20 protein-coding genes are annotated in these 18,339 nt (G+C 38.0%); 19 read left to right on the top strand and 1 reads right to left on the bottom strand.

Annotated elements, in window-relative coordinates:
• Window positions 1–73 precede the first annotated feature (73 nt).
• The 15 genes from GJU32_RS19710 (at window position 74) to GJU32_RS19780 (ending at window position 14,228) form a co-directional block, all read left to right on the top strand.
• Complete coding sequence (locus tag GJU32_RS19710) at window positions 74–616, top strand: TIGR01440 family protein (protein ID WP_155593630.1); 543 nt, start codon at window positions 74–76, stop codon at window positions 614–616.
• 58 nt (window positions 617–674) lie between these two features.
• On the top strand, window positions 675–1,916 hold the full coding sequence (glyA, locus tag GJU32_RS19715; RefSeq protein WP_155593631.1) for a serine hydroxymethyltransferase: 1,242 nt from the start codon (window positions 675–677) through the stop codon (window positions 1,914–1,916).
• A 279-nt stretch (window positions 1,917–2,195) separates the two neighbouring features.
• The gene (locus GJU32_RS19720) at window positions 2,196–4,352 is read left to right on the top strand and encodes a bifunctional diguanylate cyclase/phosphodiesterase (RefSeq protein ID WP_155593632.1); all 2,157 of its coding nucleotides are present in this window, start codon (window positions 2,196–2,198) and stop codon (window positions 4,350–4,352) included.
• Between the two features lie 124 nt (window positions 4,353–4,476).
• Window positions 4,477–5,106: a uracil phosphoribosyltransferase gene (upp, locus tag GJU32_RS19725; protein ID WP_155593633.1), complete on the top strand. Its 630-nt coding sequence runs from the start codon at window positions 4,477–4,479 to the stop codon at window positions 5,104–5,106.
• Between the two features lie 166 nt (window positions 5,107–5,272).
• Window positions 5,273–6,394, top strand: a complete 1,122-nt coding sequence (gene wecB / locus GJU32_RS19730; protein ID WP_155593634.1) for a non-hydrolyzing UDP-N-acetylglucosamine 2-epimerase — start codon at window positions 5,273–5,275, stop codon at window positions 6,392–6,394.
• Window positions 6,395–6,931: 537 nt separating this feature from the next.
• Window positions 6,932–7,303 carry an ATP synthase subunit I gene (locus GJU32_RS19735; protein ID WP_054611259.1) on the top strand — a complete coding sequence of 124 codons (372 nt, stop codon included), beginning with the start codon at window positions 6,932–6,934 and terminating at the stop codon, window positions 7,301–7,303.
• Between the two features lie 36 nt (window positions 7,304–7,339).
• On the top strand, window positions 7,340–8,050 hold the full coding sequence (gene atpB / locus GJU32_RS19740; protein ID WP_155593635.1) for a F0F1 ATP synthase subunit A: 711 nt from the start codon (window positions 7,340–7,342) through the stop codon (window positions 8,048–8,050).
• Between the two features lie 65 nt (window positions 8,051–8,115).
• Window positions 8,116–8,340: a F0F1 ATP synthase subunit C gene (atpE, locus tag GJU32_RS19745; protein ID WP_004269474.1), complete on the top strand. Its 225-nt coding sequence runs from the start codon at window positions 8,116–8,118 to the stop codon at window positions 8,338–8,340.
• A gap of 173 nt (window positions 8,341–8,513) precedes the next feature.
• Window positions 8,514–9,035 (top strand): F0F1 ATP synthase subunit B, encoded by a 522-nt coding sequence (gene atpF / locus GJU32_RS19750; protein WP_155593636.1) that lies wholly within the window; start codon window positions 8,514–8,516, stop codon window positions 9,033–9,035.
• Entirely contained in the window at window positions 9,032–9,568 is a 537-nt protein-coding gene (locus tag GJU32_RS19755; protein WP_155593637.1) for a F0F1 ATP synthase subunit delta, read from the top strand. The genes atpF and GJU32_RS19755 overlap by 4 nt, the downstream gene beginning before the upstream one ends.
• A 28-nt stretch (window positions 9,569–9,596) precedes the next feature.
• Window positions 9,597–11,105, top strand: a complete 1,509-nt coding sequence (atpA, locus tag GJU32_RS19760; protein ID WP_155593638.1) for a F0F1 ATP synthase subunit alpha — start codon at window positions 9,597–9,599, stop codon at window positions 11,103–11,105.
• A gap of 47 nt (window positions 11,106–11,152) precedes the next feature.
• The gene (gene atpG, locus GJU32_RS19765) at window positions 11,153–12,010 is read left to right on the top strand and encodes an ATP synthase F1 subunit gamma (RefSeq protein WP_155593639.1); all 858 of its coding nucleotides are present in this window, start codon (window positions 11,153–11,155) and stop codon (window positions 12,008–12,010) included.
• Between the two features lie 49 nt (window positions 12,011–12,059).
• Window positions 12,060–13,475, top strand: a complete 1,416-nt coding sequence (atpD, locus tag GJU32_RS19770; RefSeq protein WP_155593640.1) for a F0F1 ATP synthase subunit beta — start codon at window positions 12,060–12,062, stop codon at window positions 13,473–13,475.
• Window positions 13,476–13,499: 24 nt separating this feature from the next.
• Window positions 13,500–13,907, top strand: a complete 408-nt coding sequence (locus tag GJU32_RS19775) for a F0F1 ATP synthase subunit epsilon (protein ID WP_155593641.1) — start codon at window positions 13,500–13,502, stop codon at window positions 13,905–13,907.
• Window positions 13,908–13,988: 81 nt separating this feature from the next.
• Window positions 13,989–14,228 (top strand): DUF1146 family protein, encoded by a 240-nt coding sequence (locus GJU32_RS19780; RefSeq protein WP_155593642.1) that lies wholly within the window; start codon window positions 13,989–13,991, stop codon window positions 14,226–14,228.
• 60 nt (window positions 14,229–14,288) lie between these two features.
• Here the strand turns inward: GJU32_RS19780 and GJU32_RS23225 are convergent, their stop codons facing one another.
• Entirely contained in the window at window positions 14,289–14,429 is a 141-nt protein-coding gene (locus tag GJU32_RS23225; RefSeq protein ID WP_196426747.1) for a hypothetical protein, read from the bottom strand.
• Between the two features lie 275 nt (window positions 14,430–14,704).
• On the opposite strand from GJU32_RS23225, the gene murA reads away from it, so the two are divergent.
• The 4 genes from murA to GJU32_RS19800 all read left to right on the top strand — a co-directional run bounded on the left by murA (window position 14,705) and on the right by GJU32_RS19800 (window position 18,167).
• On the top strand, window positions 14,705–16,015 hold the full coding sequence (murA, locus tag GJU32_RS19785; RefSeq protein WP_155593643.1) for a UDP-N-acetylglucosamine 1-carboxyvinyltransferase: 1,311 nt from the start codon (window positions 14,705–14,707) through the stop codon (window positions 16,013–16,015).
• An 81-nt stretch (window positions 16,016–16,096) separates the two neighbouring features.
• On the top strand, window positions 16,097–17,035 hold the full coding sequence (spoIID, locus tag GJU32_RS19790) for a stage II sporulation protein D (protein ID WP_155593644.1): 939 nt from the start codon (window positions 16,097–16,099) through the stop codon (window positions 17,033–17,035).
• Window positions 17,036–17,072: 37 nt separating this feature from the next.
• Window positions 17,073–17,750: a M23 family metallopeptidase gene (locus GJU32_RS19795; RefSeq protein ID WP_155593645.1), complete on the top strand. Its 678-nt coding sequence runs from the start codon at window positions 17,073–17,075 to the stop codon at window positions 17,748–17,750.
• Between the two features lie 156 nt (window positions 17,751–17,906).
• Entirely contained in the window at window positions 17,907–18,167 is a 261-nt protein-coding gene (locus GJU32_RS19800; RefSeq protein WP_115674215.1) for a sporulation transcriptional regulator SpoIIID, read from the top strand.
• Window positions 18,168–18,339: the final 172 nt, after the last annotated feature.

The raw sequence follows: 18,339 nt of genomic DNA on the forward strand, positions 1-18,339 counted from the left end.
CCATGCTTGGCATTCGTCAAGGATGTCATACATGGCATAATCTTAATGGATATATATGAAGGAGCTGAGCTTAATGGTTGTAAACCAAATACGAGCACATTTGACTCAGTTACTCAGTGAATTTGAAGAGCAGGTAACATTACGACCTCATACAATTTTTGTCGTAGGATGCTCTACATCTGAAGTGATTGGTCAGAAAATTGGCACAGCAGGTGCATTGGAAATAGCTGAAGCAATTTTTGAACCGTTACAAGAATTTACAGCGAAACATCAACTACATTTAGCGTTTCAAGGTTGTGAGCATATTAACCGCGCCATTACGATGGAAGCATCAACAGCTGAAAAATTTGGCTACGATGCAGTGGCGGTAGTCCCAGTACGAACGGCAGGTGGATCTATGTCTGCGTATGCCTATACGCAATTTGCTAACCCTGTGGTTGTGGAATCAATACAGGCACATGCAGGTATTGATATTGGACAAACATTAATTGGTATGCATTTGAAAGCAGTAGCTGTACCAGTTCGAACATCAGTGAAAATGGTGGGAGAAGCAGTTGTCACGATTGCAACAACGCGTCCAAAGCTAATTGGCGGAGAACGTGCTGTATATAAATAGTTACCGCTGATATTAGTGGTATAGTTAAATAATGATACTTTGGGAGGCTTTATCTAACATGGCATATGAAAAATTAGCAGTACAAGACAAAGCAGTATTAGATGGAATTCTTGCAGAAAAAAAACGTCAACAAGCAAATATTGAATTAATTGCATCAGAAAACTTTGTATCCGAAGCGGTTATGGAAGCGCAAGGATCAGTATTGACAAATAAATACGCTGAAGGCTATCCAGGTAAACGCTACTATGGTGGTTGTGAACATGTAGACGTAGTAGAAGATATTGCACGTGACCGTGTGAAAGAAATCTTCGGGGCAGAATATGCAAACGTACAACCACACTCTGGTGCGCAAGCAAACATGGCTGTTTACCACACGATTTTAGAACCAGGTGACACAGTTCTTGGTATGAACCTTTCTCATGGTGGTCACTTAACACATGGATCGCCAGTAAACTTTTCTGGTATCCTATACAACTTTGTGGAATACGGCGTAACGGAAGATGCACAAGTAATTGATTACGAAGATGTACGTCAAAAAGCATTAGAACATAAACCGAAACTTATTGTTGCGGGTGCTTCTGCATACCCACGTGAAATTGACTTCTCTAAATTCCGTGAAATCGCAGACGAAGTGGGCGCATACTTCATGGTAGATATGGCACACATTGCTGGTCTTGTAGCAGCAGGCGAACATCAATCACCAGTACCATATGCTGATTTTGTTACATCAACAACACATAAAACTTTACGTGGACCACGTGGTGGATTAATTCTTGCTTCAAAAGAATGGGAGCAAAAATTAAATAAATCTGTATTCCCAGGAATTCAAGGTGGCCCATTAATGCATGTCATTGCTGCTAAAGCTGTAGCATTTGGCGAAGCGTTACAACCAGAATTTAAAGACTATGCAAAGCAAATTAAAGCGAATGCCAAAGCTTTGGCAGAAGTACTAATTGCTGAAGGTGTTGAAATTGTCTCTGGTGGTACAGATAACCACTTATTACTGCTAAATGTTAAATCTCTTGGTTTAACAGGTAAAGTAGCAGAGCATGCACTAGATGAAGTGGGTATTACAACTAATAAAAACACAATCCCTTATGATACTGAATCTCCATTTGTTACTTCTGGTATTCGTATTGGTACGCCAGCTGTTACTTCTCGCGGCTTTAAAGAAGAAGATATGAAAGAAGTTGGAGCAATTATTGCAGCGGTTCTTAAAAACCCAGAAGATGAAGCAGTTAAAGCGGAAGCAAAAGATCGTGTGAAAGCATTAACTGATAAACATCCTTTATACGTATAATAGAATAATAAGACTGTGTTTAAAGTAACATTTTCACTTTAAGCACGGTCTTTTATTTTGTAAATTAAGTATAATAATGTAAAATAATATTTTTTCTAACAAAGTAGAATAATCCTTTTATTTTTGAATAAATTTACATAAAACCAGTATAAAGGGATATATTGTTATAGACTGAGGACAAATAATGTCCTGGAAAAGAAGTTTTTTTTAATAAAAGTGAAAATTTAATTAAATTTTATGTACAATGGAAATGGGATGAAGTGATAAAGGAGGGGTTTTATGGTCACTAAATCGTTAGGCATAGATCATGATGTATTATTAAACAGTATTCGTAAATTAGGGGATAAATCTAAGGAAAGCTATGTGATTTTTGATGCGATAAATCATCATTGCATACTAGACTGTAATGATTCTTTTTACATGCTTACAAATTCTTCGCGGTCACAAGTCCTAAATACTGATTATTTTTCATGGCTATCGGTGGATGAAAAAAAGACAACTATTGAAATGATTAAAGAAAAAATACATAACGGCATAATGGTACAAGCGAAGCTATACCATAACGGCATCAATAAACCTCCCTTTTGGGCAGAAATACAAACTCTGCCATTTTGCAATGAAGCAAATGTAACGCAATTTGTTTTAGTACTTGTGAAGGATGTTACGTATTGCCATACAGAAGACTTCTTAATGCGTTTAGAAAATGATATGTACAAGGCAATTGAGAGGGATAGCTCATTTGAACAAAAGATGAAGATTATTTGCCATGGGCTAGATAAATTTTTTATGCCGAATATTTCAAGTATGGTCCTCATTAAAACGGAAGCAAACCTGTTACAAGTTTTTACAGGTGATAGAGTGGAAAGTGTACCGAAGTGCTGTGAGAACAACGAATTTTTTAGCAAGGTTATGCTATCCGAAACTTCTACTTTAATTGAAGATTTAGATGAGGCTGATATTCCTAAAGAACATAAACAATATGCTGCTTTATCCCAAAGACCATATGGATGGTTTATACCAATACGCAATCAACAACGACAAGTGATAGGGCTTTTTTCGATATTTTGTAAAAAAACACATAGTGACCAAACGTTTTATAAAAATATGTTTCGTAAAATGGGAGCACTTGTTGCACTAGCCTTCACGTATGCAAGAACCCAGGAAAAAATTTGGGATTTAGCCTATACAGATATTACAACGGGTCTACCTAATCGCCACAGCTTTGTTAATACCATTGAAAAAGAGATTGAACATGGTCAAAGCGGTTTTATTAAAATAATAAAACCAAGTGAATTTCATCAAGTAGTTGAACTATATGGACGCGAAATAGGTGATGAACTTTTAAGACAACTCGCTAAACGCCTTGAACAAGACAAGCCGGAATACAATGAATATGTTGCTAGATTTACAAGTTCTAGTCTCATACTGTCTACGATGACACATAATGAAAATTTGAATGATTATGAATTGAGGATAAAAGAAACGGTTCGTCAACCCTTTATTATTGGAGGAAAGCAAATCTATATTACGTTAAAAACAGGGATTGCTTCCTATGATAATGACACAAAGATCAATGATGCTATTCGTTTTGCTGATAACGCTCTATCTTTTGCAACCGATAAGCCAGGCACATATACTGAAATATTTACAACAGAAAAAAATGATGTGCTGGTACAGAAAATGACTGTTTTAAACCATCTGTCACAAGCAATCAAAAATAAAGAAATAACTGTCCATTTACAGCCTAAAGTAGATTTACGTAATGGAGAAATACAAAGTATTGAAGCACTAGCACGTTGGGTGTCCCCTAAACTTGGTTTTGTTTCACCGGCAATCTTTATTCCAGTAGCAGAGAGCGTGGGAAAAGTTCGGGAAATTGATGTTCTTGTTTTAGAGACCGTGCTTAAGTGGCTTTGGGAACGTCAGCGATCAGGAAAGAAATTAGTGAAAATAGCAGTCAATATTTCACCTGATCATTTTTACTATACGCATTTCGTTCAGGATACATTGAAACTAGTTCGGAAATATAATATTGACCCTAGTTATATCATATTAGAGGTAACAGAAAATATTGGCTTAGTAGATTTCCAATCTGCCTTTAAAATTATCCAAGAGTTAAAAAGCTATGGCTTTAGAACTTCAGTAGATGATTTTGGGACAGGCTTTTCTTCATTAAGCTATCTGCAACAGTTGCCATTCACTGAATTAAAGATTGACCGTAGCTTTATCAATGCCATTGAAGATGCAGCAACACTTGCTATTGTACGCTCCATTATTCAGTTGGCTTTAAATTTAGGGATGACCTCTGTAGCAGAGGGAATTGAAACAGAAGAACAGGTTGAAATTTTACGTGCGCTAGGTTGTACAATAGGACAAGGATACTTTTATTTTAAGCCAATGCCAATTGAACAGTTAGATACAATACTAGATCAATAACTTATTTTGGCCAAAAGAAATATGACAATAGGAGTCGTCCTAAATTTATTTTTGAGGCGACTCCTTTTTTCTGTTATACTAGTTGAGATAAAAATGAAATCCGAACGGTTAGGAGAGATTCCCTTTGAGCAAAGTCTATGTATTTGATCATCCACTAATCCAACATAAGTTAACTTATATCCGCGACAAGAGTACAGGAACAAAAGAATTTCGTGAGCTAGTAGACGAAGTAGCAACACTTATGGCATTTGAAATCACACGTGATATGCCAGTAGAGGAAATTGAAATTGAAACACCTGTAACAATTGCAAAAACAAAAGTACTTTCTGGTAAAAAGCTTGCGATTGTACCAATTCTTCGTGCAGGTATCGGCATGGTAGATGGTGTATTAAAGCTTATCCCAGCGGCTAAAGTTGGTCATATTGGTCTTTATCGTGACCCTGAAACATTAAAACCAGTTGAATATTATGCAAAACTTCCAGCAGATGTTGAAGAACGTGATTTCATCATTGTAGATCCTATGCTTGCAACTGGTGGTTCAGCAGTGGAAGCTATCAATTCACTGAAAAAACGTGGTGCTAAAAACATTAAATTCATGTGCTTAATCGCTGCACCAGAGGGTGTAAAAGCTATTCAAGAAGAACATTCAGATGTAGATATTTATATTGCTGCACTGGATGAGAAATTAAACGATCATGGCTATATTGTACCTGGTTTAGGTGATGCAGGAGACCGTCTATTCGGTACAAAATAAAATCAATATATGAAATTTCCTCATTTAGGAAACTAATAACTTGTGAAAGCGTCCTTCAAATTGAAGGGCGTTTCATAGTATGTTTAGGTAAGTACGCCTCTTAATGGGTATTAACGGGTGTGGTGGATCTTTTCATACAATAACAAAAAGGACGGTGCAGATCATTTTGACAAAGAAATGGAAAGTAATGACGATTTTTGGTACAAGACCAGAAGCAATTAAAATGGCTCCTCTCGTTTTAGAGTTACAAAAGTATCCTGAGCAAATAGAATCTATTGTAACCGTAACAGCTCAGCATCGCCAAATGCTCGACCAAGTACTAGAGACATTTAAAATTACGCCGAACTATGATTTAAATATTATGAAGGATCGTCAAACATTAATTGATGTCACTACAAACGCTTTACAAGGCTTAGATAAAGTTATGAAAGAAGCGCAACCAGATATCGTTTTGGTTCATGGTGATACAGCAACAACTTTCATTGCGAGCTTGGCTGCGTTCTACAATCAAATTGCTATAGGGCATGTGGAAGCGGGTCTTCGCACATGGAACAAGTATTCACCATACCCAGAGGAAATGAATCGCCAACTAACAGGTGTTATGGCTGATTTACATTTTGCACCAACTGAAGTATCTAAAAAGAACCTTCTTGATGAAAATAAAAATTCAGAGACGATTTTTGTTACTGGTAATACAGCGATTGACGCGTTAGCAACAACTGTTAGCGAGCATTACACACATCCTGTATTAGATAAAATAGGCGAAGATCGCATGATATTATTAACAGCACATCGCCGCGAAAATCTAGGTGAACCAATGCGCCATATGTTCAAAGCGATTACTAGAATTTTAGCTGAGCATGAGGACGTACAAGTTGTATACCCAGTCCATATGAATCCAGCTGTCAGAGAAATCGCAAATGAAATCTTAGGCGACAATGAACGAGTACATTTAATAGAACCTCTTGAAGTGTTTGATTTCCATAACTTTGCAGCAAATTCTTATATGATCTTAACGGACTCAGGTGGTGTACAAGAGGAAGCCCCTTCATTAGGGAAACCGGTGCTTGTTCTTAGGGACACAACAGAACGTCCAGAAGGCATTGCAGCTGGAACGTTAAAGCTAGCAGGAACAGAAGAGGAAACAATTTACGCCTTAGCAAAGGAATTACTAACAGATAAAAACGCTTATGAAGCAATGGCAAAAGCATCAAATCCTTATGGGGATGGACATGCATCTAAGCGTATTGTAGAGGCACTGCTAGGATTTTTACAAAAAACGAATTAATGTACTATTTTTTAATTCTAAAAAATAAGTCTAATGTACCTATTGAAATGGGTAAGCTAATTTACGAGCATAAACATGTCGTAAATTAGCTTTTTTTATGCGTGGGAAGGTTGTGAACTTTTGAAACTATGAAATTTCATACACAAATTTGTCAACAATTTGACAAGAGTATAGAGGCTGTGAAGTTTTTCTCCTTTACCAATTGACTTCAAATATCACCTATTGTATGCTTACAAAGGGTAAGAATGATAAGGGTTTCAGTTCAAAATAGGACGTTGAAACACTTGTTATATCAACTTTCTACTAAATTGACAGTTCAAAATAAAACTGTCGATTTGCAACGTTCTGTGCGTTTCGGTTTTTACCGAGCAGGTAAGGGGTGTAAGTTATTTTTTGGGCATTTACACCTGAAATTGAAATGACTCTCCCATTACTATTCCGCTGTGAGTAGTGCTTTTCACTGCTCTTTTCTGATTTCACATAGTGGTCAGCAAACGTTTTCATTACTCGAAAAAATGATTCAGGAGATTACAACCAATGCTAGATTTGCATCACATTTTTGCTGTGCAGAAGAGGGCGTTATTTTTTTTGCTTGCACTCTGCGCATTAGGCTGGGGATTTACATCCTATCAAACTGTATTTGCGGGCATCGCAGTCGGTGCATTCTTTGGTACGTATAACTTTTGGATTTTAGTTCGCCGTATGGAGAAGTTTGACAGATCCATTAGTGAAGGGAAGAAAATAGGCTCACTTGGTACAGCGCTTCGCTTTGGATCAGGTGTTGCGGCAGTCGCAATAGCCATTTCGTTGCCAAACTATTTTCACTTAATTAGCACGGTAATAGGGCTAATGATTCCGTACGTTTTTCTCTTTGTCGAGAGAATTGTGTCACATGTAAGGAACCGCTAATGTGCTTTAAATTAGAAAGAGAGGTGAAAAATAACAATGAATCATGAAGCTCCGTTACTAGAGGTTGGTTTTTTAACATTTAACTTATCAACAGTTATGATGTTACTAGTTGCAGCAATTGTCGTATTTCTAATTGCCTTTATTTCAACTAGAAGCCTAAAGCTAAAACCTACTGGTATGCAAAACTTTATGGAATGGATTATGGATTTCGTTAAGAATATCATTAAAAGCAACATGGACTGGAAAACTGGTGGTAGATTCCACGTTCTAGCTATCACGCTAATTATGTTTATCGCAGTATCTAACTTATTAGGTCTTCCATTCTCTATCGCCTACGATCATCAGTTATGGTGGAAATCACCAACAGCTGACCCTACGGTTACGATGACGTTGGCAGCGATGATTTTAGTCTTAACGCATTTCTATGGTGTTAAAACGAAGGGGACAGGTCATTATGTTGGTACATTCTTCAAACCAATGTCATTCATGTTCCCACTTAAAATAGTAGAAGAATTTGCAAACACATTAACATTAGGTTTACGTCTTTACGGTAACATTTATGCGGGTGAGATTTTACTTGGCTTACTTGCAGGATTAGCATCATCAAGTGCTGTGGGATTCATCGGAGCAATCGTTCCTATGATGGCATGGCAAGGTTTCTCAATTTTCATCGGCTTTATCCAAGCCTTTATCTTCACAATGTTAACAATGGTTTACATGGCTCATAAAGTGAGCGATGACCATTAATATAAAGCATATATCCTATGCTTGAACCACAAAAAAACATACAATTCCAAGGAGGAAATTTTCAAATGACAGGTTCATTAGGTTTATTAGCAGCAGCAATCGCAATCGGTTTAGGTGCACTTGGTGCAGGTATCGGTAACGGTCTTATCGTATCAAAAACAGTAGAAGGTATCGCTCGTCAACCAGAAGCTCGTGGCGTTCTTCAAACTACAATGTTCATCGGGGTTGCATTAGTTGAAGCCCTACCGATCATCGCAGTAGTAGTAGCATTCATCGTAATGAACAAATAATTCAGTTGAACACTGAATTTTACTAGTGGCGAAGCAGGATTCACCAGATGAAACTTCGCCCTTCATTTTGGAACAGATAAAAGCTATGTGTAAATATAGCTTTTTAAAATAGGTAGTTTTTAAAGTTTTAAAATAATGTTGAAGTTAAAGCTCTTGAAGGGAGTGAAACAATCGTGTTTTTAGATTATCTTGTACTAGGTGCAGGCGCTAGTAAGTTTAATAGCGGAGACATCATCGCAACATTAGTTATCTTCTTATTATTAATGTTATTACTAAAGAAATTCGCTTGGGGTCCACTTATGGGCATCATGCAACAACGTGAAGAATTAGTAGCGAGCGAAATCGAAGCAGCTGAAAAAGCGCGCAAAGAATCGCACCAATTTTTAGAAGAACAAAAGAGCCTTCTTAAAGAAGCTCGTACGGAAGCACAATCGATTGTTGAAGGCGCTAAGAAGCAAGGCGAACTACAAAAAGAAGAAATTCTTACTGTAGCACGCAATGAAGCAAATCGCTTAAAAGAATCGGCTTTACGTGAAATTGAGTCTGAAAAAGAAAAAGCTATTGCAGCTGTACGTGATGAAGTCGTTTCATTATCTGTACTTGCAGCATCTAAAGTCCTTAGCAAAGAGATTTCTGAGGCAGACAACCGTGCTCTAATTGAAGAGACGATTGCGAAGGCAGGGGAAGCTCGATGAGTAATTCAACTGTAGCAAAACGTTACGCTCAAGCGCTTTTTAAATTAGCGCAACAAAAAAATAGTATTACTGAAGTTGGAGCTGACTTAAGCGAACTAACAAAAGTAATTAAAGAATCTCCTGATTTTTTAACGCTTTTAAATGCACCTAAGTTCTCCATCGACCGTAAAAAACAAATGGTAGCTGAAATCTTTACTGGTGCAACACCAGAAGTTTTACACACAGTTCAACTTTTAGTTGAGAAAAAACGTGTAGACGAGATGAAGCTAATCGCTAAGACATATGCTGAGCTTGCTGCACAAGCACAAGGCACTGCAAATGCAACTGTATTTTCAACACGTGCACTTTCTGCTGAAGAAAGCGCTAATATTTCGCTAGCATTCGCGAAACTTGTTGGGAAACAATCATTAAACATTACAAACGAAATCGATCCATCTTTACTTGGTGGTATTCGTGTTCAAATCGGTAACCATATTTATGATAGCTCAGTAGTAAATAAACTAGAGCGTCTAAAACGTGAATTAATCGGTTAATAATTTAGAAATGTGAGAGGTGACATACATGGGCATCAAGGCTGAAGAAATCAGCAGTCTGATTAAACAACAGATTGAGAATTATGAATCTGAACTAAAAGTAAGCGAAGTTGGTACAGTTATCCGTATTGGTGACGGTATCGCTCTTGCTCATGGCCTCGACAACGCCATGGCTGGAGAGCTTTTAGAGTTCTCTAATGGTGTTATGGGTATGGCTCAAAACCTAGAAGAAGGTAACGTTGGTATCGTAATCTTAGGTCCATACACTGACATCAAAGAAGGCGATGAAGTTCGTCGTACAGGTCGTATCATGGAAGTACCAGTTGGTGAAGAACTAATTGGTCGTGTTGTAAACCCACTTGGTCAACCAGTGGATGGACAAGGTCCTATCAACACTACAAAATCTCGTCCAATCGAAAGTCCAGCTTTCGGTGTAATGGCTCGTAAATCAGTACACGAACCACTACAAACTGGTATTAAAGCGATTGACGCATTAGTACCAATCGGTCGTGGTCAACGTGAGTTAATCATTGGTGACCGCCAAGTAGGTAAAACATCTGTAGCAATCGATACAATCTTAAACCAAGATGGCGAAAACATGATTTGTATCTATGTTGCTATCGGTCAAAAAGAATCAACTGTACGTGGTGTAGTTGAAACGTTACGTAAGCACGGTGCACTAGATTATACAATCGTTGTTACTGCTGCTGCATCTCAACCAGCTCCATTACTATACTTAGCACCATTTGCGGGTGTTTCTATGGCAGAAGAATTCATGTTACAAGGTAAGCACGTGTTAATCGTGTATGATGATCTTTCTAAACAAGCATCAGCTTACCGTGAACTTTCACTTCTTCTACGCCGTCCTCCAGGTCGTGAAGCATACCCTGGTGACGTTTTCTACTTACACAGCCGCTTACTTGAACGTGCTGCGAAGTTAAACGAAACATATCAAAATGGTTCGATTACAGCTCTTCCATTCGTTGAGACTCAAGCTGGGGATATCTCTGCATACATCCCAACTAACGTAATCTCAATTACTGATGGACAAATCTTCTTACAATCTGACTTATTCAACTCAGGTGTACGTCCAGCGATTAACGCCGGTCTTTCTGTATCACGTGTAGGTGGATCTGCTCAAATTAAAGCGATGAAAAAAGTTGCAGGTACGCTACGTCTTGACTTAGCTGCATTCCGTGAACTTGAATCATTTGCTCAATTTGGTTCGGATTTAGATAAAATCACACTAGCTAAACTTGAGCGTGGTAAACGTACGGTTGAAGTACTTAAACAAGACCTAAACAAACCACTTAAAGTTGAAAAGCAAGTTGCTATCCTTTATGCATTAACTAAAGGTCATTTAGATGATATCCCAGTACAAGATATCGTTCGTTTCGAAAGCGAATTCTTAAGCTGGTTAGATTCAAACCACACTAACGTTTTAGATCATGTTCGTACTACAAAAGAACTTGCATCAGACGCTGAGTATGAAGCAGCTTTAACTGCATTCAAAAAAACTTTCGCTAAATCTGAATAAGCTCTAACTAGTCACTTGATTAAAAAACAGAAGGTGGTGAAATACCAGTGGTAAACTTACGCGAAATAAAAGGTCGTATTAATTCTACAAAGAGTACGAAACAAATTACGAAAGCGATGCAGATGGTTTCTTCTTCGAAGTTACGTCGTGCGGAGCAAAATGCTAAAGCTTACGTTCCTTACATGGAAAAAATCCAGGACGTAGTAGGCGCGATTGCATCAGGTACAAAAGACAGTGGACATCCAATGTTAACTGCACGTCCTGTCAAGAAAACAGCTTACTTAGTCATTGGTTCTGACCGTGGTCTTGCAGGTGCTTACAACTCAAGTATCCTACGTCAAGTACAACGTACAATCAACGAGCGTCATAATTCAAAAGACGAATACGTGATTTTAGCGGTAGGTCGTGTTGTTCGTGATTACTTTGTAAAACGTGATCATAATGTCATCAGTGATGTAGTAGGTCTTCCTGACCAACCAACATTCGCTGATATTAAAGAAATCGCTCGTAATGCTGTTGGTATGTTCATTGATGGTACGTATGATGAACTTTATATGTACTACAATCACTTTGTCAGCGCAATTGCTAACGAAGTGACAGAGAAAAAACTTCTTCCATTAACAGATATTGCACCTGTAAACAGTAAAGCTTCTTATGAATTTGAACCATCTGGTGAAGCAATTCTTGAAGTGTTACTTCCACAATATGCGGAAAGCTTAGTTTATGGCGCATTATTAGATGGAAAAGCAAGTGAACATGCTTCTCGTATGACTGCCATGAAAAATGCAACAGATAACGCATCTGATCTTATTGCAGATCTGTCGTTGCAATATAACCGTGCACGTCAAGCAGCAATTACACAAGAAATTACAGAAATCGTTGGTGGAGCTGCAGCCTTAGAATAGGCTGAGCTCACCAATGTCGTATAAGAATACGATAGGAGGGTACACAGTAATGAATAAAGGACATGTTATTCAAGTAATGGGTCCGGTTGTAGACGTAAAATTCGAAAACGGCCATTTACCAGCAATCTATAACTCATTAACAGTTAAGATTGAACGTCCTAATGAAGAAGCAACAATTCTTGCATTAGAAGTTGCACTTCATTTAGGTGACGATTCTGTTCGTACAATTGCAATGTCATCTACTGATGGCTTACAACGTGGAGCAGAAGTAACAGACTCAGGAAAAGCTATCTCAGTACCAGTTGGTGAAGTTACACTTGGTCGTGTATTCAACGTACTAGGAGAAGTAATCGACTTAGGTGAAGAAATTCCAGCTGATGCTCGTCGTGATTCAATTCACCGCGAAGCACCATCTTTCGATGAACTTTCAACTACAGTTGAAATTCTTGAAACAGGTATCAAAGTAGTAGACTTATTAGCACCATATATCAAAGGTGGTAAAATCGGTCTCTTCGGTGGTGCCGGCGTAGGTAAAACAGTATTAATCCAAGAATTAATCAATAACATCGCACAAGAGCACTCAGGTATCTCTGTATTCGCTGGTGTAGGTGAGCGTACTCGTGAAGGGAACGACTTATTCTTCGAGATGAGCGATTCAGGCGTTATCAAGCAAACTGCGATGGTATTCGGTCAAATGAACGAGCCACCTGGTGCACGTATGCGTGTAGCTTTAACTGGTCTTACAATGGCAGAATACTTCCGTGATGAGCAAGGTGCTGACGTACTTTTATTCATCGACAATATCTTCCGTTTCACACAAGCAGGTTCTGAGGTTTCTGCCCTATTAGGTCGTATGCCTTCTGCGGTAGGTTACCAACCAACACTTGCAACTGAAATGGGTAAACTACAAGAACGAATCACATCTACTAACAAAGGATCTGTAACTTCTATTCAAGCGATCTATGTACCAGCCGATGACTATACTGACCCGGCTCCAGCTACCACTTTCGCCCACTTAGATGCAACTACTAACCTTGAGCGTAAATTATCTGAAATGGGTATCTACCCTGCGGTTGACCCATTAGCTTCGACTTCTCGTGCATTATCACCTGAAATCGTAGGCGCTGAGCACTATGCTGTGGCTACTGGTGTACAACGTACAATCCAACGTTACCGCGAATTGCAAGACATCATTGCAATCTTAGGTATGGATGAGTTATCTGATGAAGATAAACAAACAGTAGAACGTGCTCGTCGTATTCAATTCTTCTTATCTCAAAACTTCCACGTTGCGGAACAATTCACTGGTCAAAAAGGTTCTTATGTACCTGTAAAAGAAACTGTTCGTTCATTCAAGGAAATCCTTGATGGCAAATGGGATCACTTACCAGAAGATGCTTTCCGTTTAGTTGGTTCAATTGATGAAGTAGTTGAAAAAGCGAAAAGCATGGGCGTAGAGGTTTAATACTAGGGACGAGGAGGAAAAAATATGAAGACAGTTCAAGTCAATATTGTCACTCCCGACGGCCCAGTATACGATTCTGAAGTATCAATGGTAATCGCTAAAACAACTTCAGGAGAAATCGGTGTTCTTGCAGGCCATATTCCAATGGTTGCTCCACTTGCAATTGGTGCAGTGAAGCTTAAAAAAGAAAACGGTTCGACTGATATTGTTGCTGTAAGCGGTGGTTTCATTGAAGTTCGTCCAGAAAAAATCTCAATTTTAGCGCCTTCTGCTGAAATTGCTGAAAACATCGATGTTCAACGTGCTAAAGAAGCCGTTAAACGTGCTGAAGGACGTCTTCAAACGAAACAAGACAACATTGATTTCAAACGTGCTGACCTAGCATTAAAACGTGCGTTGAATCGTATCAACGTTCATGAGGGTAATATCTAATTCATTTTTAACGGGCAGATATAGCATCTGCCCGTTTTTTAAGATAAAGCAACAAATTAAAGGTGAAATGGAGGAGATAGCATGGAACTATATGAAGCGATAGGACAAGAAGCTTTATTAGGTATTTTATCGCATCTGTTTTTTATTGCTATTACTTTTTACGCATTACAAGCTTTTATGGTCGATAAACTATTTAAGAAGAATAGAGTTTTTCAAATTCAGCTCATATATATTTTACTAAGTATTGTGATAGGCTCAGCAGTATCTAATTTTTTTCTTCAAATATCTAGTTGGTCTGGCAAACTCCCATATTTATTTTAAAAGATCGACTTTGGCTTCTATATTTAACAAGATTTATCCGTCTACATACTTCAAAGGACTTTATAATACCATTTGTGCGGCCCTTTGAACTATGTAAAAATGCTTATCAAGTACACCTTGACGTAATGATAAGATTTCTAATTGTACTTGCACATTTGAATCCTTGTAAAATCCATGACCCATCTTCTTTTTGTCTTTCACACGAAAATATGGAGTTAAAAGTTGTTTTTTGTACATATATCTTTGGGTATGTATTAGAAGTGAACGGGTTATTGGTCATTCACAAAAAAAAAATGGTAGCGTACAATAAATAAATAGCAAAATATCTAATAATGCCTTAAAATAGTGATTTGGACGCTTGAACGAGCGTTAGAAAAGTTGTACTATAGAGTTGTTTGTTTACTGATTATGACATTATACTTCTTTTTAAAATAAAAATTCGATAGGTTAATAGATTGAATTCGGAGGGACATAGGGTGGATAAAATAATAGTGACTGGCGGCCAAAAACTACAGGGGAAAGTACGTGTAGAGGGCGCAAAAAATGCAGTGTTACCAATCCTTGCGGCAGCTTTACTTGCTTCAAAAGGAGAAAATGTAATTAAAGAAGTCCCTAATTTAGCAGACGTCTTTACAATAAATGAAGTACTTAAAAGTTTAAACGCAGCAGTTACATATATACCTGAGGATAATGCCGTATATATAGATGCAACAAAAGAACTTTCAAGTGAAGCTCAATTTGAATTTGTTAGCAAAATGCGTGCGTCCATTTTAGTAATGGGTTCACTACTTGCTCGTAATGGATATGCTCGTGTTGCGCTTCCAGGAGGCTGTGCAATCGGTTCTCGCCCAATTGAATTACACTTAAAGGGCTTCGAAGCGATGGGTGCAAAAATTTCATTTGGTCACGGTTATGTTGAGGCAAAAACTGAAGGTCGTTTAAAAGGGGCTAATGTGTATTTAGACTTCCCAAGTGTTGGTGCGACTGAAAATATTATGACAGCTGCATCTCTAGCAAAAGGGACAACTGTGATTGAAAATGCCGCAAAAGAGCCTGAAATCGTAGATCTTGCAAACTTCATTAATAGTATGGGTGGCCGTGTAATCGGTGCAGGTACAAATACGATTCGTATCGAAGGAGTCGATACATTATATGGCGTAGAGCATCATATTATTCCCGATCGTATTGAGGCTGGTACATTTATGGTAGCAGCGGCTATTACTAAGGGAGATGTAGTCATTGAAAATGCAGTTCCAGAGCATATGACAGCTTTAATTGCTAAGATGCGTGAAATGGGCGTAGAAATTATCGAATTGGATGAAGGAATCCGTGTACGTGTTCCTCATACATTAAAAGCTGTTGACATCAAAACGATGCCACATCCAGGATTCCCAACAGATATGCAATCACAGATGATGGCTTTAATGTTAACTGCAGAAGGTACGAGTATTATTACAGAAACGGTTTTTGAAAATCGTTTTATGCATGTTGAGGAGTTCCGTCGCATGAATGCTGGTGCTAAAATAGAAGGACGCTCTGTGTTTATTGAGGGGCCGGTTGATCTTCAGGGAGCTGAAGTAATGGCAACGGATTTACGAGCTGCGGCTGCACTAATTTTAGCAGGTCTTGTATCTGAAGGAATTACACGTGTTACAAAGCTTTACCATTTAGATCGTGGTTATGTTGATTTCCATGGTAAATTAGCATCACTTGGTGCCAATATTGAACGAATTACTGAAGAAGTTATGACAGAAGAAGACACAACAGTTGAATTACCTACAAACTAAATTCATTATAAAACCCTTTGCTTTTTTAGCAGAGGGTTTTTGTTTTCTCATAACTAAAAGAAACCCAGCATATTATTCCTTATGAAAAAATGGATGATTAGTATAGGTGTCATTTGTTTAATTGGAGCATTATATATGCTTCCTATAGTAGGGTTTAGCGAAAGACAGGAGGTTGTAAAACTTCCAACTAAAGATGAGAATGCTTGTGAAATATTTATAGAAGTGGAGGGACAAGAAGAAAAAATCCCTTTGGAGACGTATATTACAGGTGTAGTTGCTGCGGAAATGCCTGTTTCCTTTAAAAAAGAGGCATTGAAAGCACAAGCAATTGCAGCACGAACATATGCGTTGAAAACGACAAATTACGGTAAAAAGGCAATTGCTCCAACTGTTGCAAGACAAGTATTTTATGATGAAGAGCAAAGAAAGGCGAATTGGGCTAGCAATTTCCTGGGAAATGAAAAGAAAATTGTCGAAGCTATCAATGAAACGAAAGGACAAGTTCTTCTTTATAATAATGATCTAATTACAGCTATGTTTCACTCAACAAGTAATGGGAAAACAGAAAGTGCTTATGGCTATGGTGGAAATGAAATTCCATATTTGCAAAGTGTTGCAAGTGTATCAGATCAAACATCACCAAAGTTTGAGGCAGAGCAAGAGTGGACACTAGCACAATGGAATAAGTTATGGCCTGTACAATGGCAACCTAATGATTTTAATCGAATACAGCTATTTAATAATGACTCAGGGCGAGTAGAGCGATTGCAGTTAGGGAATACTGTTTGGACAGGAAGAGAGGTCCGAACTCTCCTTGGCATACCATCAACTGATTTTACAATTGACTATAATGCCAATACAAGAAAGGTTCATGTGAAAACACAAGGCTATGGTCATGGAGTGGGAATGAGCCAATACGGAGCAGAAGCAATGGCGAATGAAGGAAAAAAAGCTACCGAAATTTTACACTATTATTATCAAGATATTGAAATAAAAAAAATAGATGCATGTTTAAAATAACTTCTAGTTGTTCACACTGCAACTAGAGGTGATGAAAATGAGAGAGGATAAAAATAATAAAACTTCTCAAAACCAAGATCCAAATCAAAAGGAAAATGGTCAATTACAAAAGAAACCGTGGTTTTGGCCAGCAGTTTACACAGGTGGTGCACTAGTTCTAGCAGGATTGTTATTTGGTTACAATAGTCTCGTATCAAAAGTAGAAGAGGCTCCGCTACCAGATTTAGCTGAAGTAGATCCAGGTCCTGTAGTAGAAACAAATGCTCGAACTGAAAACATGATGTACCCATTCAAAGAAGAGAATTTTAGTAAAGTACAAGTTTTACAAGAATTTTATGAGCTAGAGGCAAATGAAGAGTCACGTGAGAATGCACTAATGGTATTTAATCAAACATTTACAACGTCTTCTGGTATCTCTATTGCTATGAATGGTGAAGAATTTGAAGTACTAGCTGCTATGAGTGGTAAAGTACTAGAGGTAAAACTAGACGCATTTACAGGCAATAAGATTGTGATTGAGCATCCAAATGGTATGCAAACACACTATAGCTCTGTAAAAGATATCGCTGTCAAAGAAGGCGATGAGGTAACACAAGGTCAGGCATTAGGAAAAGCGACTGACAATGAGTGGAATCAAGCGGCTGGCGTCCATATGCATTTCGAAGTTCTTGAAAACGGAAAATATATTAATCCGAAAAAATTACTAGCTTTTTAATCCGAAAAGCTAGTAACGCATAAAAAATCAGCATTTTATCAGGAAAATGCAAAACGTGTTCTGAATAGCTTTGTCCTTACATAAGGTGAAGAAATGCGCAAATGTGCATCTGATTGCCAAAGCATTTTGTGAAATTGTGTGGAAAGGACGAAGAACGTGCATGAGCACATTCGGAAGCGCTGCATACGCCTCGGTGAATTACTGATTGAGACGCGTGAGACTGTGCGTGTCCTCGCGAAAATGACTGGTTATTCAAAAAGTACGGTGCACAAAGATTTAACAGAGCGATTACCAACAATTCATGAAGGATTAGCTGACCAAGTGAAAGAAATACTCGCCTACCATAAGGCCGTACGTCATATTCGTGGAGGAGAAGCAACGAAAAACAAGTGGAAAGAAAGAGCGAGTCATGAGTGATTCGTTCTTTTTTGTTGTGTTGGAGAAGCATAATAGCTGTTTTCAAAGGAATAGTAATTCTATATTATAGCCGTTCATAGCATGAAAAGAAAACAGTCTTATTCACTAAATTTAGGTGAAATTACCAATAGAATATGATAAAATATTCTAGATAAAGAGATAAAATGAACGT

The organism is Lysinibacillus cavernae (genome assembly GCF_009724685.1).
GTDB classification, from domain to species: Bacteria; Bacillota; Bacilli; order Bacillales_A; family Planococcaceae; genus Lysinibacillus; species Lysinibacillus cavernae.

Coding starts and splice junctions, on each gene's coding strand:
- GJU32_RS19710 (WP_155593630.1), top strand. CDS start 74: ATGGTTGTAAACCAAATACGAGCACATTTGACTCAGTTACTCAGTGAA.
- glyA (WP_155593631.1), top strand. CDS start 675: ATGGCATATGAAAAATTAGCAGTACAAGACAAAGCAGTATTAGATGGA.
- GJU32_RS19720 (WP_155593632.1), top strand. CDS start 2,196: ATGGTCACTAAATCGTTAGGCATAGATCATGATGTATTATTAAACAGT.
- GJU32_RS19735 (WP_054611259.1), top strand. CDS start 6,932: ATGCTAGATTTGCATCACATTTTTGCTGTGCAGAAGAGGGCGTTATTT.
- atpB (WP_155593635.1), top strand. CDS start 7,340: ATGAATCATGAAGCTCCGTTACTAGAGGTTGGTTTTTTAACATTTAAC.
- atpE (WP_004269474.1), top strand. CDS start 8,116: ATGACAGGTTCATTAGGTTTATTAGCAGCAGCAATCGCAATCGGTTTA.
- GJU32_RS19755 (WP_155593637.1), top strand. CDS start 9,032: ATGAGTAATTCAACTGTAGCAAAACGTTACGCTCAAGCGCTTTTTAAA.
- atpA (WP_155593638.1), top strand. CDS start 9,597: ATGGGCATCAAGGCTGAAGAAATCAGCAGTCTGATTAAACAACAGATT.
- atpD (WP_155593640.1), top strand. CDS start 12,060: ATGAATAAAGGACATGTTATTCAAGTAATGGGTCCGGTTGTAGACGTA.
- GJU32_RS19775 (WP_155593641.1), top strand. CDS start 13,500: ATGAAGACAGTTCAAGTCAATATTGTCACTCCCGACGGCCCAGTATAC.
- GJU32_RS19780 (WP_155593642.1), top strand. CDS start 13,989: ATGGAACTATATGAAGCGATAGGACAAGAAGCTTTATTAGGTATTTTA.
- spoIID (WP_155593644.1), top strand. CDS start 16,097: ATGAAAAAATGGATGATTAGTATAGGTGTCATTTGTTTAATTGGAGCA.
- GJU32_RS19795 (WP_155593645.1), top strand. CDS start 17,073: ATGAGAGAGGATAAAAATAATAAAACTTCTCAAAACCAAGATCCAAAT.